Source organism: Streptomyces sp. NPDC107517 (assembly GCF_055582645.1).
The window spans coordinates 16124-32156 of the sequence record NZ_JBVJPM010000037.1 but is presented as its reverse complement, the minus strand read 5'-3'; the positions used below and the strand labels follow the sequence as shown (position 1 = coordinate 32156).

Annotated in this window: 16 protein-coding genes; 9 read left to right on the top strand and 7 right to left on the bottom strand. The window is 70.3% G+C overall.

Features of this window, described 5'->3' with window-relative positions; all coding sequences use genetic code 11:
- Positions 1-15: 15 nt before the first annotated feature.
- From ACZ67T_RS41080 to ACZ67T_RS41060, 5 genes are all read left to right on the top strand, one after another.
- A complete protein-coding gene (locus ACZ67T_RS41080) occupies positions 16-1881 on the top strand; it encodes a hypothetical protein (RefSeq protein ID WP_469991493.1) in 1866 nt (621 codons plus the stop codon).
- A gap of 106 nt (positions 1882-1987) precedes the next feature.
- The gene (locus tag ACZ67T_RS41075) at positions 1988-2665 is read left to right on the top strand and encodes a hypothetical protein (RefSeq protein ID WP_469991491.1); all 678 of its coding nucleotides are present in this window, start codon (positions 1988-1990) and stop codon (positions 2663-2665) included.
- 93 nt (positions 2666-2758) lie between these two features.
- Positions 2759-3061 carry a helix-turn-helix domain-containing protein gene (locus ACZ67T_RS41070; protein WP_469991489.1) on the top strand — a complete coding sequence of 101 codons (303 nt, stop codon included), beginning with the start codon at positions 2759-2761 and terminating at the stop codon, positions 3059-3061.
- Between the two features lie 20 nt (positions 3062-3081).
- Positions 3082-3351, top strand: a complete 270-nt coding sequence (locus ACZ67T_RS41065) for an IS3 family transposase (RefSeq protein WP_469991487.1) — start codon at positions 3082-3084, stop codon at positions 3349-3351.
- A gap of 13 nt (positions 3352-3364) precedes the next feature.
- Positions 3365-3607, top strand: coding sequence for a hypothetical protein (locus tag ACZ67T_RS41060; protein WP_469991485.1), 243 nt, complete (start codon positions 3365-3367; stop codon positions 3605-3607).
- A gap of 18 nt (positions 3608-3625) precedes the next feature.
- Here the strand turns inward: ACZ67T_RS41060 and ACZ67T_RS41055 are convergent, their stop codons facing one another.
- From ACZ67T_RS41055 to ACZ67T_RS41045, 3 genes are all read right to left on the bottom strand, one after another.
- The gene (locus ACZ67T_RS41055) at positions 3626-4048 is read right to left on the bottom strand and encodes a helix-turn-helix domain-containing protein (protein ID WP_469991483.1); all 423 of its coding nucleotides are present in this window, start codon (positions 4046-4048) and stop codon (positions 3626-3628) included.
- 123 nt (positions 4049-4171) lie between these two features.
- Entirely contained in the window at positions 4172-4861 is a 690-nt protein-coding gene (locus tag ACZ67T_RS41050) for a type 1 glutamine amidotransferase domain-containing protein (protein ID WP_469991481.1), read from the bottom strand.
- A gap of 269 nt (positions 4862-5130) precedes the next feature.
- Positions 5131-5574, bottom strand: a complete 444-nt coding sequence (locus tag ACZ67T_RS41045; RefSeq protein WP_469991479.1) for a VOC family protein — start codon at positions 5572-5574, stop codon at positions 5131-5133.
- 849 nt (positions 5575-6423) lie between these two features.
- On the opposite strand from ACZ67T_RS41045, the gene ACZ67T_RS41040 reads away from it, so the two are divergent.
- The gene (locus tag ACZ67T_RS41040; protein WP_469991477.1) at positions 6424-7035 is read left to right on the top strand and encodes a muconolactone Delta-isomerase family protein; all 612 of its coding nucleotides are present in this window, start codon (positions 6424-6426) and stop codon (positions 7033-7035) included.
- Positions 7036-7484: 449 nt separating this feature from the next.
- A complete protein-coding gene (locus tag ACZ67T_RS41035) occupies positions 7485-8543 on the top strand; it encodes an alpha/beta fold hydrolase (protein WP_469991475.1) in 1059 nt (352 codons plus the stop codon).
- Between the two features lie 240 nt (positions 8544-8783).
- Here the strand turns inward: ACZ67T_RS41035 and ACZ67T_RS41030 are convergent, their stop codons facing one another.
- From ACZ67T_RS41030 to ACZ67T_RS41015, 4 genes are all read right to left on the bottom strand, one after another.
- A complete protein-coding gene (locus tag ACZ67T_RS41030; RefSeq protein ID WP_469991473.1) occupies positions 8784-10898 on the bottom strand; it encodes a PTS fructose transporter subunit IIABC in 2115 nt (704 codons plus the stop codon).
- A 166-nt stretch (positions 10899-11064) separates the two neighbouring features.
- A complete protein-coding gene (gene pfkB / locus ACZ67T_RS41025; RefSeq protein ID WP_469991471.1) occupies positions 11065-12012 on the bottom strand; it encodes a 1-phosphofructokinase in 948 nt (315 codons plus the stop codon).
- A gap of 119 nt (positions 12013-12131) precedes the next feature.
- Entirely contained in the window at positions 12132-12893 is a 762-nt protein-coding gene (locus ACZ67T_RS41020) for a DeoR/GlpR family DNA-binding transcription regulator (RefSeq protein WP_469991469.1), read from the bottom strand.
- Positions 12894-13333: 440 nt separating this feature from the next.
- On the bottom strand, positions 13334-13828 hold the full coding sequence (locus tag ACZ67T_RS41015) for a PaaI family thioesterase (protein ID WP_469991467.1): 495 nt from the start codon (positions 13826-13828) through the stop codon (positions 13334-13336).
- 92 nt (positions 13829-13920) lie between these two features.
- Between ACZ67T_RS41015 and ACZ67T_RS41010 the strand changes: the two genes are divergently transcribed.
- Complete coding sequence (locus ACZ67T_RS41010; protein ID WP_469991465.1) at positions 13921-14388, top strand: winged helix-turn-helix transcriptional regulator; 468 nt, start codon at positions 13921-13923, stop codon at positions 14386-14388.
- 336 nt (positions 14389-14724) lie between these two features.
- Positions 14725-15879 (top strand): CapA family protein, encoded by a 1155-nt coding sequence (locus ACZ67T_RS41005; protein ID WP_469991533.1) that lies wholly within the window; start codon positions 14725-14727, stop codon positions 15877-15879.
- Positions 15880-16033 lie beyond the last annotated feature (154 nt).

The window sequence follows — 16033 nt, the reverse complement described above, 5'->3', positions numbered from 1 at the left end:
AGGGAGGGCAGGACGATGGCCGACGGTCAGGGGGCCCATGACCCCGCTCCCATGGGAACGGTGGTCCGGGACGCAGACAAAACGTTTCCCGACAACGCGTACGTGGAATCGCGCTTCCCCGTACCGCGACTCGGCGCAGGGCTCCAACGCCTGGGCGAGTACCAGGGATCCGGTTTCACAGAACGCAAGTATCTGGTCCGCCGGGAGGACGGACAGGTGGTCCAGCTCTCCCGGCTGCTCTATCTCGTGGTCGAAGCCATCGACGGCGTACGCGACACCGAGGGCATCTCCCACCGGGTCAGCGGCCGCTTCGGCCGCGAGCTCAGCGCGGACAACATCCACTACCTCGTGGAGCACAAGCTCCAACCACTCGGCCTCACTGTCCCGTTCGGGCAGGCGGACGAGAAGGTCACCGCCGGTCCGCGCTCCGACCTCCTCCTGGTCCTCAAGGGCCACCGGGTGATCTTCCGCGAGTGGCAGGTCGCCCGTATCGCCAAAGCACTGGCCTGGCTGCACCGGCCCTCGGTGGTGGCCCTGGTACTGGCAGCGGTCACCGTGCTGGACGTCTGGCTGTTCGGCTTCCACGGCGCCATGCAGCCGGTGCTCCAGGTACTGGAGCAGCCCGTCCTGATGCTGGCCGTCTTCACGCTGATCGTCGCCTCGCTCCTGTTCCACGAGTTCGGTCACGCCTCGGCCTGCCGGTACGGGGGCGCGCGACCCGGAAGCATCGGGTTCGGCCTCTTCCTGATCTGGCCCTCCATGTACACCGACGTCACCGACGTCTACCGCATCAACCGGGCCGGCCGGATCCGCACCGACCTGGGCGGGGTCTATTTCAACGTCGTCTTCCTGCTAGGGCTGGCCGGCGCCTACCTCCTCACCGGCCAGCCCTTCTTCCTCGGCGCGGTCTACCTGGTGCACTTCGAGATCCTCGAACAGCTGATGCCGGCAGTCCGGCTGGACGGCTACTACATCCTCGGTGACCTCGCAGGAATCCCCGACCTCTACGGCAAGATCAAACCCATCCTCCTGAGCATGCTGCCGGGCCGGCCGGTCCCCCCTGAGGTGGCCGGCCTCAAGCGTTCCGCACGCGTCATCGTGACCAGCTGGGTGCTGACCATGGTGCCGCTGATCCTCGCCGAGCTCGGCTACGTCCTGTGGAACCTCCCGCGCCTGCTCGAAACCGGACTGCGCTCGCTGACCGAGCAGGCGACCGGAACCTGGTTCGCCTTCGCCGACGGACAGATCGCGGCCGGACTCGTCGGCGTCGTCGGAGGGTTCATGATCCTGTGCCCCCTGGCCGGCGCGGCGTACCTCACCGTGCGCCTGGCCGGGCGGCTCCTGCGGGCGACCCGCCGCGCCACCGAGGGCAATCTCCGGCTGCGCCTGGCCATCTGCGCCGGCGTACTGGCCGCGGCCACCGGGCTCGGCGCGGCATGGATGGGCGGTATGACGCCCAAGCCGCTGCCGCCGCGGCCGCCCATCGTGCCCATTCTCCAGCCCGGTGTGCCCACGCTCCGCGCGGCGGCAACGCCGTCGCCCTCGGACGAGGCGCCGCAGGACGACGCCCAGCCGGACTCACCCGTCCTCACCAGCCCGTCGCCGGAGACGAGCCTGCTCTCGCCGTCGCCCGATGCCAGTCCGTCCGACGAGGCTGACACGGCGAGCGGTTCCCCCTCCGCCGAGGACGAGACCGAAACGGCCTCCCCGACACCCAAGAAGACGACTTCGAGCCCGCCTCCGACCCGCAGGCAGAGTCCGACGCCGCCCAGTCCCAGCCCTTCGGCCGGCACGCCGAGCACCTCGCCGTCGGCCCCGCCCTCCACAACTCCCTCCCCGCCGCTGCCCAGCGAGAGCTTCCCCGGCCCCTTCAACTGGTGACCCCGGAGCCCCAGTCCACCCCGGTCAACACCCGCGAACCCCGGTGAACCCCCGCGCCCCTCCCCGACCCCAGTGCCGCCCATACACCCGCACAAGGAGAACTTCAGTGAGCCACCGCAAGCCACGCACCAGCACAGCCGGCCGGACGGCCATGCGCCTGGGCATGCTGACCACCGTCTGCCTGACCGGCCTCGCCACCGTGACCCCCGCGGGTGCGGCGAGCGGATCCCGCCTCACCAGCGGCGTCGGCATCGCCGTGGACGAGGCACGGTCCCTGGCCAACCCCAGGCACCGCGTCGACCACGACGAGGAGTTCACGATCCACCAGCTCGGCACAGTTGTGGGCGCCGGCGTACGCAACCGGGCGATCGCCCGCTCCGTCGGCTGCTCCATCGACGCACCCTGCCGGTCCGTCGCGCTGTCCTTCCAGGTCGTCACCACGAACGGGGCCGCGCGCCTCAACGCCTCCAACACCAGCAAGGCGATCAACGACCACTGCGAGGGCTGCGAGACCTTCGCCGGCGCCTACCAGTTCATCGTCTCGACCCCGTACCGGTTCACTCTGAGCTCGTCGACCAGGAACAAACTCGCCGGGTACGAAGGGCGGCTGGCCGCGCTGGAACGCAGTCGCGAGCCGATCGACGTCGTCAAGAGGCGCTCCGACGCCCTGGCCGCCGAGGTCGTGAGCCTTCTCCAGCAGGCGGTGGCGGCCGCGCCGCGCGGCGAGGCCGTCAACTCGCTGGGTCTGCGGCCCACCGTCACCCTGCGGCGCCACATCGACTAACCCCTGCGCTCCGTACCCACGGAGCCCCACCGCCCCCCGGGCCCGGGCCTGCTCTCCCGGACCCGGGGGCCGACCTCCCCACGGACGACACCCATGCAACCCATGCGATACCCGCCCGAACTGCGCCGCAAGGCCCTTGACCTGCTCGCCGACGGCGAGCCCGTGAAGAAGGTCGCCGTCGCTCTCGGCCTCAGCGACCAGACGGTCTACCAGTGGCGGCGCCGGTACCTGCCGCACCTCAGCAGAGGAGGGCCCAAGCCCACCACGGGCATGGACCTCAGGGCCGCACGCCGGCGTATCGCCGACCTGGAGTCCGAGCTCGCCGCCCTGCGGCGAGCGACCGAGTTGCTGTGCGATGTGGTGTCCCCAAAAGGCGATTCGAGGCAGTTCACGTGATGGCCGGCGAGGGGCTGCCCGTGCGCACCGCCACCCGGGCACTCAAAGTGACCGAGTCCGGCTACTTCACCTGGCGCGCCCGCCGTCCCTCCGCCCGGTCGATCCGTCACACCTGGCTCACCGAACTCATCACCACCATTTACGCAGCCTCCGGCGCCACCCACGGATACCGGCGCATCCACCGCGAACTCACCCAGACGTACGGGATCTCCGTCAGCCACGGCACGGTGGAACTCCTCATACGCCGGGCCGGTATCCAGGGGCGCGCCGGCGACGGCACCCCTTCCTGAAAGGAACCGGAACATGTCCCTGGAACACCCCACGCCCCCGCTGCCCATCTCCTCCCTGCTGCGCCCCCAGATGCGCATGGAAGGGGACCTGCCGGCCACCCAGGCGCACCAGGTGATGCTGCACTGTGCCCTGGACGCGGCCTGTGTCACGGTACTGATGACCGACCTCCACGCCCTCACCCGGATCGCCGAGCTCGACTACCAGACCGTGGCCACGGTGATCAGATGGCTGCGGATCCTCGGAGCCGGGCGGTGAACGGCCCGACGCCGCCCCTCAGTCACCAGAGCCAGCGTCGGAGTCGGAGTCGGAGTCTGTCGGGGCGTCGCGGTCAGGGGCGCTGCGCAGGAGAGACTCGACGAGCGCGGTGACGTGGCGGCGATCGGCATCGGACAGGCGCTGGACACTGGCGATGAGGGTCGCGACCTCCGGGTCGGACGCGGTGTCGGCAGGATCCTCGAAGTAGAGGTGGATACCGCAGGCTTCGGCTGCGGCCCTGCGCACCGAGTCCAGGGGCAGTTCCAGTCCCCGGGCCAGGCCTTCCAGGGTGGCTTGCTGCGGCATACGGGCCACGTGCGTGACGGTCGCCAGGTGGTGAACGGTGGATCGCGGGATACCGCCGCGCCGGGCCACATCACCATAGGACCAGCCCTGCTGCTCCAGCCGGCTCTTCACCAATTCCTGCAGTGCGTTGGCCACGACATCGATTCTTCCTGCTAGCGACAAGCTGACGCGTTCGCGCGAGATCGAGTCTATGCCGGTACGTGTGGGAACGATCACGCGAGAGCGGTCTATCAGTGGCCCGAGGGGACACACCCGGCATCAGAGGACTTTGAGCAGCCGTTCGGCCAAGACGGCTGCCGAAGCGGGGTTTTGCCCGGTGAAGAGAGTTCGCTCGACCACCGTGTAGGGCTGCCATGCCTCACCCTTGATGAAGTCGACGCCCAGGTCGATGAGTTCGTCCTCCAGCAGCCAACGGGCCTTCGGACCCAGCCCGACCGCGTTCTCCTCTTCGTTGGTGAACGCGGTGACCCGGTAGCCGGCAAAGGGCGATACGCCATGGATCCTGGTCGCCAGCATCGCGGCCGGTGCGTGGCAGACGATGGCGAGGGGCTTACCGAAGGCGAGAGCCGCGGTCAGCAACCGGCCGGCGTCCGCATCGACGCACAGGTCTTCCATGGGGCCGTGCCCGCCCGGGAAGTAGACGGCGTCGTAGTCCTCCACACGGGCGTCCGCCAGGCAGATCGGCCGCCGCATCACCTCCGCGGACCGGATGACCGTCTCCAGATCGAGAGCGGTCTGGGCGCTGCCTGCCATCTCGGGGCGCAGACTCATCATGTCCACAGTCGGTACGACGCCGTCGGGGGTGGCGACCACGACCTCGTGGCCGGCATCGGTGAGCGCCTTGTACGGGGCAGCGAACTCCTCGGCCCAGTAACCGGTTGCGTGCCTGGTGCCGTCCTTGAGCGTCCAGTACGCCGCTCCGGTCATCACAAACAGCAGCTTCGCCATCGGATGATCGCCTCCTCGTCCGAGTCTGTCGCGGCTGGCGCAGAGGGCGACACACGGCCTCCTTCTGCGCCCGGGAGTAGTCTCAGCTTCCTTCCCGGCAGATGCTGCGGCCGCTTCCATACCCTCCACCGGCCGCAGCAGTGCTCATTACTGGGCATGCGGGGCTCAAATTCCGCACGTACGAGGGCCCGGGCCGGCCCGTCCGCCGAGGCGCATACAACGAATACCGGTGCCTCTCCCGTCGGCTGCCGGCCAGGGGCGAGGCCGCATCACCGGCCTGGAAGCCGCTCGGTGATTTCCTGCAGCACCCAGCCGTTGCCGTCCGGGTCCGTGAACGAGGCGAACGACGCGTAACTGCGCCGCTCGGGATCCGGACCGGGCACCCGCTCCTTGCTGCCTGCGTGGTGGAACACTCCCCCGGAGTCGTGGAAGGCCTCGCTCACCTCAACGCCGTTCCGTGCCAGCTCCGCTCGTGCAGCCTCAATGTCCGAGACCACGAGATGGAGTCCCTCGGCGGATCCCGGCGCAGCCGAGCTGACCTCGTTGCCGAAGATCACCGAGCAAGGGGAACCCGGCGGTGTCAGTTGCACCACGCGGAAGCCGTCACCGGCGACGAAGTCGGCATCCAGCCGCCAACCCAGCGACATGTAGAAGTCCTTCGAGCAGTCGACGTCGGAGACCGGGATCACTACGACTTCGAGTTTCATGTCCATGGTGAGACCCTCCCAGCCAGCCCTTCTGGCAGTTGTGCACGCCGTCCGTAGCCGCGACTCCCGCGCTCTGACATACGGGAGGGGGCGCCCGGTGACACACCTGGTCAGGTTGTTGAGCACCGGCAGCAGCATCGTTGTGGAAGCCCTGCCATGCCATGCGTGGACATGAGGCTGCCCGTGTTCAACCGGGCCGAGGCACCTGTGGGGCACCCGCCATAGGCGTGCCGGTCTTCGCAACCGAGTCGGCGGAGACGGCACGCCGAAGAGACCACTCCACGATACTGCTCCGCGACAGCGGCGCCACTCTTGCCTCACAGCAACGTCAGGCGTACCCGGGGACGGGGTGCACGGCGGTCAGCGGTCGGATGGGCAGGTCGAAACTCTTGCCGTTCCCTGCCGTACGCAGGCGCTGGCCGACTCATCAGATGCGATCGGCCACCAGGTGCGGCACGGTGGACCCAGGTGTCGGATGTGCGCGCTGGACGCGAGCCGGGACGGGCTTGGGACGGCGGGAGCGGCCGATGGCGGAAAGGACACTTCTGTCCGAAACGGCGCCCGCATCTTCGTCAACTAGGCGTGCATTAGGCGGAGTTCGCCGCCACCTGCCACCAGGTGGTCACCATTTGCGACCAACGACATCCGGGAGCTCAAGGAGTTCCACGCCGCGGTTGGCGCGCAGTGGACATTCCTCTCCGACCGCGCCCGGCCACCAGTGAGATCCGCCCCGGCCGGGATCCGGACACCTCAGCCTGCGCGCTTGCTGGGTGGCCGGTGACACCAGTCCGCGCCACCATCCGTAACAGCCTCCGTCCGACCCGCACCGCAGCACCGGCTCAGTGGAGCATCGCCATGGAATACCTCGTCACCATGACCACCCACGTCCCTGAGGGAACCACTCAGGAGGAAGTCGATGACGTCCGCGCACGTGAGGCCGGGAACTCCCGCAGGCTCGCCGAGAAGGGGCAGCTGCTCCGGTTGTGGCGCCCGCCCCTGGGGCCTGGAGAGTGGCGCACCCTCGGGCTGTTCGCCGCGCCGGACGCCGCACGCCTGGAAGACGTCCTCGCTTCCATGCCACTCCGTATCTGGCGAGATGACGAGGTCACACCCCTGGCCCATCACCCGAACGACCCGGGACCGGCCTCGACCAGAGCCTCGCGTGACACCAGAGAGTTCCTGGTCACCTTCGCCCCGGCCGCCGGCGAGGGCGCCTCGCCCCAGGCACCGGCGGACGCCACCGCGGCGGAGGCGGTCCACGCGAAGGAACTGGCTGGGAAAGGCCAACTGTTGCGGCTGTGGCAGACGCCCGCCGAGGGGCATGCGCTGGGCCTGTGGCGCGCCAGGGACCCCGCCGAGATGCAGGCGGTCCTGGATTCGCTGCCGTTGGCACCATGGCTCTCGATGGAGACGACGCCGCTGAGCGAACACCCGAATGACCCGGGGGCGGGGCTGGCCAGGAGCTGACGGCCGTCGTGTCTGACCTCCCCCGCGCTCCCGGGCTTCGGCGACGACCTTCTCAATCATCTCCACCTGGGTGTCGAGAACTGCTGCCGGCGCTCACGGATGGGTTCGGTCTGGTGCGACGTGCGACGGACGCCACCGTGCTCCACACTGACGAAATCGGCCCGTACGTGACCGATGGCTTCGCAGACGTCCGTGACCTTCGGCGACCGGAAGGTTGGGAGGCGCGGGTGCACCTCTCGTTCGTTCCCTAGCGCACCCACGACGGGACGGATCCGTCAGTGCCACGTCTCGAAGGGGGCGGCACCGGCCCCTGACCTGTTTCGGCTGAGAGTCTGCGCTTTTGCCCGCGAGGAAACCGGTCGTGCGCCCGGCCCGGCTGAGAGACGGACCCGACCATGACCGCGCTCCAGCGGATGGCACCCTCGACATGCCCACACAGGACGGTTCTCATGATCAACAGGCGGGCCTTCGGCAAAACCGTCGCAGCAGGAGCCGTAGCGACCGCTGCTGCGTCGCCGGCAGGCCGGCTCGGCTCCTCACCCGCATCGGCCTCGGCACCCACTCCTCGCGGAGGGGATGCGACGACGACCGGCCGAGCGGAGGGGCTTACCTCGTTCACGTCGTTGAAGCAGGTCAAGGCCGGCGAGTTGGCCATCGGGTACGCCGAGGCCGGCCCGGCCCACGGCCCGGTGGTCATCCTGCTGCACGGGTGGCCGTACGACATCCACAGCTATGTCGACGTCGCACCGCTGCTGGCCGCCAAGGGCTACCGCGTCATCGTCCCCTACCTGCGCGGCTACGGCGCCACGACGTTCCTGTCGGAGAGCACGTTCCGCAACGGCCAGCAAGCGGTGATCGCGCTGGACATCATCGCTCTGATGGACGCCCTGCGGATCGAGAAGGCGCTGCTCGGCGGCTTCGACTGGGGCGCGCGGACGGCGGACATCATCGCGGCACTGTGGCCGCGGCGGTGCAAAGCCCTGGTGTCGGTGTCTGGCTACCTCATCACTAACCGGGAGAAGAACAAGCAGCCGTTGCCCCCGGCTGCCGAGTGGGCGTGGTGGTACCAGTACTACTTCAGCACGGAGCGCGGTGAGTTGGGCCTGGCTGAGTACCGCCACGACTTCGCCGAACTGATCTGGCGCAACGTCTCCCCCACCTGGCACTTCGACGATGCCACCTTCAACCGCACCGCTTCGGCCTTCAACAATCCGGACTACGTCAGCATCGTGATCCACAACTACCGTTGGCGGCTGGGCCTGGCGGCGGGCAGCCCACGACTCGACGGCATCGAGGCCAAGCTCGCCGCAGGCCCGGCCATCGATGTGCCCACGATCACCGTCGACGGCGCGCTGGACCCGTTCACCCCGGCGGGTGACGGGGCCGCCTACCGCGCCAAATTCAAGGGTCCGTACGCCCACCGCACCCTCAAGCACATAGGGCACAACCTCCCGCAAGAGGCGCCGGAAGCGTTCGCCCAGGCAGTCCTCGACGCCGACCGCCTCTGACGTCTGGAACTCCGAAGGCCGGCACCGGTCTCTCTCGGTTTCGACCCTTCCGGTGTCGTAGAGCAACCGGCGCCGAACCCGGCAATGGCGCAGAAACCGTCGGAGCCCGTGAGGCGGGCCAGTCAGCGTCACGGTCCGGGACTGTGGTCCCGGACCGTGACGCATCGTGCATGAGCGGACAGTTGTGAACTGCCAAGTGATTACCGGTATTTGATGTCAGGTGGCCACCGGAATCTCCTGTCAGGCTGCCACCGTTATCTTCGGCTCCTGCCCCTTCTGCGCCGTCGCGTCGCCCGCTCCGTCCGCGGCGCCCCCGGACGCTGACTTCCGCATCCCCTTCAGGATCACGACCAGGGCCGTCGACACACAGACACCGGCGGCGATCGCGATGAGGTAGAGGAACGGGTTGCCGATCAGCGGGACCACGAAGATGCCGCCGTGCGGGGCGCGCAGGGTGCAGCCGAAGGCCATCGACAGGGCGCCGGTGACCGCGCCGCCCGCCATCGAGGCGGGGATGACGCGCAGCGGGTCCGCCGCGGCGAACGGGATCGCGCCCTCCGTGATGAACGAGGCGCCGAGCACCCAGGCCGCCTTGCCGTTCTCGCGCTCGGTCCTGGTGAAGAGCCGGCCGCGCACGGTCGTCGCGAGGGCCATGGCCAGCGGCGGGACCATGCCGGCGGCCATCACCGCGGCCATGACCTTGAGCGAGCCCTCCGTGGGGTTCGCGAGACCGCCGACCGCGAAGGCGTACGCGACCTTGTTCAGCGGGCCGCCCAGGTCGAAGCACATCATCAGGCCGAGGACGACGCCGAGGATGATCGCGTTGGCGCCGGACAGGGAGTTCAGCCAGTCCGTCAGGGCGCGCTGGAGGGCGGCGATGGGCTTGCCGATGACGAGGAACATCAGAAAGCCGACCACCGCGGAGGAGACCAGCGGGATGACGACCACCGGCATGATCCCGCGCAGCACGGTGGGCACATTCACCTTCTGGATCGCCATCACGACGCCGCCCGCGATGAGACCGGCGGCCAGGCCGCCGAGGAAGCCGGCGTTGATGGTGAGTGCGATCGAACCGCCGACGAACCCGGGCACGAGCCCCGGCCGGTCGGCCATCCCGTACGCGATGAAGCCCGCGAGGACCGGGACGAGGAAGGCGAAGGCGACGGAGCCGACCTGGAAGAGCAGCGCGGCCCAGCTGTCGGTCTGGGTCCACACGAAGTGCTCGGCGACGGACGGCGCCTTGTTGATGGTGTAGCCGCCGATCGCGAAGCCGAGGGCGATGAGGAGACCGCCGGCCGCGACGAACGGGACCATGTAACTGACGCCGCTCATCAGCCACTTGCGCAGTTTGGTGCCGTAGTTGTCGCCGGTGTCACCGGCCCGGTCCACGGGGGTGGCGGACGCTGCGCCCGACGTCGTCTCGCCGCGGGCGGCCTTCTCGCGGACCTCGCCGATGAGTTCGGCGGGCCGGTTGATGCCGGCCTTCACGCCGACGTCGACGGTTGGCTTCCCTGCGAAGCGGTCCTTCTCCCGTACGGGCACGTCGTGCGCGAAGATCACGCCGTCCGCTCCCGCGATGACCTCCGGGGCAAGGCGGGTGAACCCGGCCGAGCCCTGTGTCTCGACCATCACTTCCACGTCGCCCGCGTCCCGGCCCGCCTTCTCCAGGGACTCGGCTGCCATGTAGGTGTGGGCGATGCCGGTGGGGCAGGAGGTGACGGCGACGATCTTGAACTTCGGGGCGGGGGCCGCGGGAGCGGACTCGGGCTCGGGCGTGGGCTCCGGCTTAGTGAGGTCGGGCTCCCGCTCAGTAGTGGGCTCGGCTTTGAGTTCCGGCTCGGGAGTGGGTTCGGGCGTGGACGCCAGCTCGGTGACGGGTTCGGGCGTGGGCTCCGGCTCGGGGGTGGGCTCGGGTTCGTCCCCGCGGATCAGCACCGCCGTGGCCCCCGCGTCGGTCGCCGTGCGCAGCGCCGCCTTGAAGTCCTCGTCCATCAACTGCCGTGCCAGCGACGACAGGATGGTGAGGTGGGCGTCGTCCGCGCCGGCGGGCGCGGCGATGAGGAAGATCAGGTCGGCCGGGCCGTCCGGCGCCCCGAAGTCGATGCCGTCGGTGCTGCGGCCGAAGGCGAGGGTCGGCTCGGTGACGTGCTCGCTGCGGCAGTGCGGGATGCCGATGCCGCCGTCGAGGCCGGTCGGCATCTGCGCCTCGCGGGCCGCGACGTCGGCCAGGAAGCCGTCCAGGTCGGTCACCCGGCCCTGGGTGACCATCCTTTCGGCGAGGGCGCGGGCCGCCGCCTCTTTGGTGTCGGCGGACAGGTCGAGATCGACCAGGTCCGGGGTGATCATCTCGCTCATCGCGGGCTCCTTCGCACGCGTATCGCCGTGGCGGCGGGGGTGGGGACGGGGGTTTCGCCGCGGGGACGGCGGCTCCGGAAGGGAGCGTGGGGAGTGATCAGGCCGGAGGTGACCGGATGGGGCTTGTTCACCGGATGGGGCTTGTTCAGGGGCGGGGCGCAGGCCGTCATGGCGCGGGCTCCTTCAGGGCGCGGTCCAGCGGGACGTCCGCCGTGAGGGTCACCGCGTCCGGGTCCAGGTCGGCCGGGGCCGGCATCGCGCTGCCCGGGAGCTGGACCGCAGCGGCGCCGTGGGCGACGGCCGAGGCCAGCGCCCGCGGGCCTGCGCCGCCCGCGATGAGGAAGCCGGCCAAGGACGAGTCGCCCGCGCCGACATTGCTGCGGACGGTATCGACCGGGGCGGTGGCGAACCAGGCCCCCGAGCCGTCCACGAGCAGTTGCCCGTCCGCGCCGAGGGAGGCGAGGACGGCGCGTGCGCCGAGGTCCCGCAACTCGTCGGCTGCCTTGAGGGCGTCGCCGACGGTGGCGAGCGGACGGCCGACCGCCTCGGCGAGCTCCTCCGCATTCGGCTTGACGACTTCCGGCCGTTCGCGCAGGGCCGCGAGGAGGGCCGGGCCCGAGGTGTCGAGCGCGATCCGGGCACCGGCCGCGTGGGCGCGGGCGACCAGCTCGGCGTACCAGGACGGGGCGAGGCCGCGCGGGAGGCTGCCGCAGCAGGCGATCCAGTCGGCGCCCGCGGAGCGCTCGCCGACGACGGCGAGCAGTGACTCGGCTTCTTCCGGGGTGAGTTCGGGGCCCGGCGCGTTGATCTTCGTCAGCGTTCCGTCCGGTTCGGCGAGCGCGATGTTGGACCGGGTCTGTCCGGCTACGGGGACGGGGGCGACGCTGATCCCCTGGGCGTCGAGGAGCTCGGCCACGAGGGCTCCGGGCGCGCCGCCCAGCGGAAGCACGGCGAGCGTGGGGGCGCCGGCGGAGGCGACGGCCCGCGAGACGTTGACGCCCTTGCCGCCCGGGTCCATGCGCTCGCCGGTGGCGCGCAGGACCTCGCCCCGGTCGAGCGCCGGGACCTCGTAGGTGCGGTCCAGGGACGGGTTGGGGGTGACGGTGAGGATCATGCCGCGTGCGTCTTCCGTGGTGGCTTGCGTGGGGGGTGCCGGTTGTGAAGCTGGATCCGGTTCTGAGGCAGGTTCCGGGGCCGGTACCGATTCCGGGGCCGGTACCGGTGTCGTGGGGCTCATGCGCGGACCACTTCCGTGCCGCCCTTCTCGATCGCGGCCGTGTCCGCGTCGCTGAGGCCGCTGTCGGTGATCAGCACGTCCACATCGCCCAGGTCGCCGAAGCGGGCGAAGTGCTCCTGCCCGTACTTGGCGGAGTCGGCGAGCAGCACGACCCGGCGGGCGGCGCCGACGGCCGCGCGCTTCACGGCGGCCTCGGCGAGGTCGGGGGTGGTCAGGCCGTGTTCGGCGGAGAACCCGTTGGCCGCGAGGAAGAGGACGTCCGCGCGGATCTCCCCGTACGCCCGCAGGGCCCAGGCGTCGACGGCGGCGCGGGTGCGGTGGCGGACGCGGCCTCCGACGAGGTGCAGCTGGATGCCGGGGTGGTCGGCGAGGCGGGCCGCGACGGGCAGGCCGTGGGTGACCACGGTGAGCGTCGACTCCAGGGGCACCGCCGCGGCGAGGCGGGCGACGGTGGTGCCCGCGTCGAGGATCACGGTGCCGTCCTCGGGGAGTTCGGCGAGAGCGAGCCGGGCGATGCGGTCCTTCTCGTCGGCCGCGGTGCCTTCGCGCTCGGCGACGTCGGGCTCGAAGTCGAGCCGCCCGGCCGGTATGGCACCGCCGTGCACCCGTCGTACGAGACCGGCCCTGTCCAGAGCCTTCAGGTCGCGTCGGATGGTCTCCGCGGTGACCTGGAACTCCTCGGCGAGCGACAGCACGTCCACACGCCCGCCGTCACGCGCGAGACGGAGGATCTCCTGCTGCCGCTCCGGTGCGTACATGTCCGACTGCCTCCGCCTTCTCGCCCGGTTGTGCCCGAGTCTGTGGTTTCAATCTGAGGCTACGACTGGATTTGCCGAAAGTAAACAGACTCGGGCATGCCGCAGACACAATCGGACTTTGATCACGCGTGCGACAGACGGTTCTACGCGGCCCGGACATCGGTTGTCCGTGAGGAGGCACGGCGAAGGGCCCGGCCTCCTCAGGGAGAACCGGGCCCTTCGGGGCATCTGCCGTACAGCATGGCGCGCACTGCACCTACCGCACCTACCGCGCCTGAGGAATCACGCCATGGCGCGGAAGCACCGCATGAACCCCCTGCGCTTCACCCTTCGGGACCGCGACGGCAACCGGGACGGGGAGCGCGGCCGGGACCGGGACCGCAAGGGGGCCACGTCACGCTCTGCGCGTCCCCTCAGCCACAGCGCTCAGGCGACACCGGTCACGCGGTCGGCAGCGGGAACAGCATGCACGTGCTGGTCGCATGGGCGAGTACGCGGTCCGTCGCGTCGAGCAACTGGGCCTGCGCTAGGGCGGTTTGGCGGCCACTGCTCACGACCGTGCCGATGGCGCGGACCCTGCCGGTGTCCACGGTGATCCGCCGCAGGAACTTCACGGTCAGGTCGAGCGAGGTGTACGCGACGCCCTGGGGCAACGTCGACTGGACGGCGCAGCCGGCCGCCGAGTCGAGCAGGGTCGCATAGACCCCGCCGTGCACGCTGCCGATGGGGTTGTAGTGCTCTTCCCCGGGGAGGAACGAGAACTCCGCGCGCCCCTTCTCCACCTCGTCGAGGCGGAAGTCCACCGTCGCGCTCACGGGCGCCGCGGGCAGCCGTCCTGCCTGTATCTCACGCAGGAAGTCCAGGCCGGAGGACTGCCCCACGGCGGCTGCCGTGAACGCAGGGTCCTCCCACTCATACGTACGCGTCCGTCCCACAGCCCTGCTCCTCCCGATCTGACTTTGCAACTTGAAGTTAGCTCTGCGCCATCTGGCTGTCAATCATGAAGTCAGGGTCCTAGGATGGGCGGATGGAGTGGCTTGAGACGAGCACGGAGAACTGTCCGGTCCAGCTCACACTCGGCGTGGTCGGGGAGAAGTGGACGCTGCTGATCCTGCGCGATGCCTGCAACGGCGTCCGCCGCTTCGACGACTTCCGCCGCCACATCGGCCTGTCGGAAGCGCTCCTCAGCGACCGCCTGCGGAAGCTGACCGCCGCCGGCATCCTGAGGGCCGTGCCGTACCAGGAACCCGGCAGCCGCTCCCGCAACGAGTACCGGGTGACCCGCAAGGGCTGGGACCTGTGGCCGGTCCTGGTGGCATTGAAGCAGTGGGGCGAGGCGCACGCGGGTGAGGGGCAGGGACCGGTCATCGACCTGCGTCACTCGGAGTGCGGAGCCCCGGTGTGCGTGGCGGTCGAGTGCGAGCAGGGGCACGCTGCCCTGTCCCCCACCGACGTCACCGCACGGCCCGGCCCGGCGGCCCGCCCCCGCACCTGAGCCGGACGCCGGACGCCCTGACGCCCTGACGCCCTGACGCCCTGACGCCCACGAGCGTGTCGAAGAGCGGGCGTCTCCTCGACGTGCACGTCACCGTCATGCCTCAGACCCGACCGCATCGACGTGACAGCGGCCGGTGAACTGGATCTCCCCCAGCAGGATCACGAAGCGCATACCGGCACCGCGAACGCCCCTCCGGGGTGCTGTCCGTCATGGCGTCTGCGAGTGCGCCGCCTCGGGCCGATCTGGCCTGCCCTCAGAGTCCGAACGGTGCACAGCCGCCTGAAGGGGGGCCGGGCCTACGGTGGAGATGTGGAAGCAAACGGCGGCCGGGGTATGGACCGCGAAGTCACCGTCTGCCTCGCCGGCGACGTGATGCTCGGCCGGGGCATCGACCAAGTGCTGCGGTACCCCGGCGACCCGCGGCTCGCCGAGCCGTGGGTGAAGGACGCACGTACGTACGTCGAGATGGCCGAAATCGCGCACGGGTCGGTGCCACGGCCCGTCGGGTACGACTGGCCGTGGGGCGATCTGCTCGAGGAGCTTCGGGCCGCCGGGCCGAGTGCCTGGGTGCTGAACCTGGAGACCAGCGTGACCCGGGCAGACGGCTTCGCCCCCGACAAGGGCGTCCACTACCGCATGAATCCAGCGAACCTGCCGTGCCTGACCGCCGCCCGGCCCGACGTGTGCGTACTGGCCAACAACCACGTCCTCGACTTCGGCCGGGACGGGCTGGCCGAGACCCTCGAAAGCCTCGGTGCCGCCGGTCTGCGCACGGCCGGTGCGGGCCGTGACGCCGCCGAGGCGTGGCGGCCGGCAGAGGTGGAGCTGCGGCCCCCTGCGTCCTCCCCAAGGACCACGACCGGCCACGGGCCGCGCCTCCTGGTGTTCTCGGTCGGCCTGCCCTCCAGCGGCATCCCGCTCGACTGGGCAGCCACCCCGGACCGCAGCGGCATCGCGCTCGCCCTCGCACCCTCACCGGCCGCCGCGGCCGGCCTGATCGCCCGCATACAGACCGCCCGCCGGCCCGGTGACCTGGTGGCCGTCTCGATCCACTGGGGTTCCAACTGGGGTTACCGGGTCCCTCCCGACCACATCCACTTCGCCCACGACCTCATTGACGGCGGCGCCGACCTCGTCCACGGCCACTCCTCGCACCACCCCCGCCCCCTGGAGGTCTACCGCGGCCGGTTGATCCTCTACGGCTGCGGAGACCTGGTCGACGACTACGAAGGGATCACCGGCCACGAGCAGTACCGCGACGACCTCCGCCTCCTCTACACCGCCCGCCTCGACGAAGCCACGGGGACGCTGCGAGGGCTGCGCCTGACCCCCTTCCAGGCCCGCCGCCTCACGCTGCGTCGAGCCCGCCTCCGCGACGCCCACTGGCTGCGCGACACCCTCACCCGGCACGGCGCCCACTTCTCAACGGCGCTCACCGTTGGCAGCGACGCGGCGCTCACCCTCGCCCAGGGAAGGCACGAGGTGTGAACGCAGAGCGGCCTCCCGCGCAAGCGACGGCGCCCCGCCCTCGGATGCCGCCGGCCAGCGCATCGCAGGCGCTGCGGCGGCGGCGCCTCTCCCTTCGAAGCCGAGGAGACGGAGGTAGGGAGGTGCTGTTCAGCGCGCCCGAGCGCCTCGGATG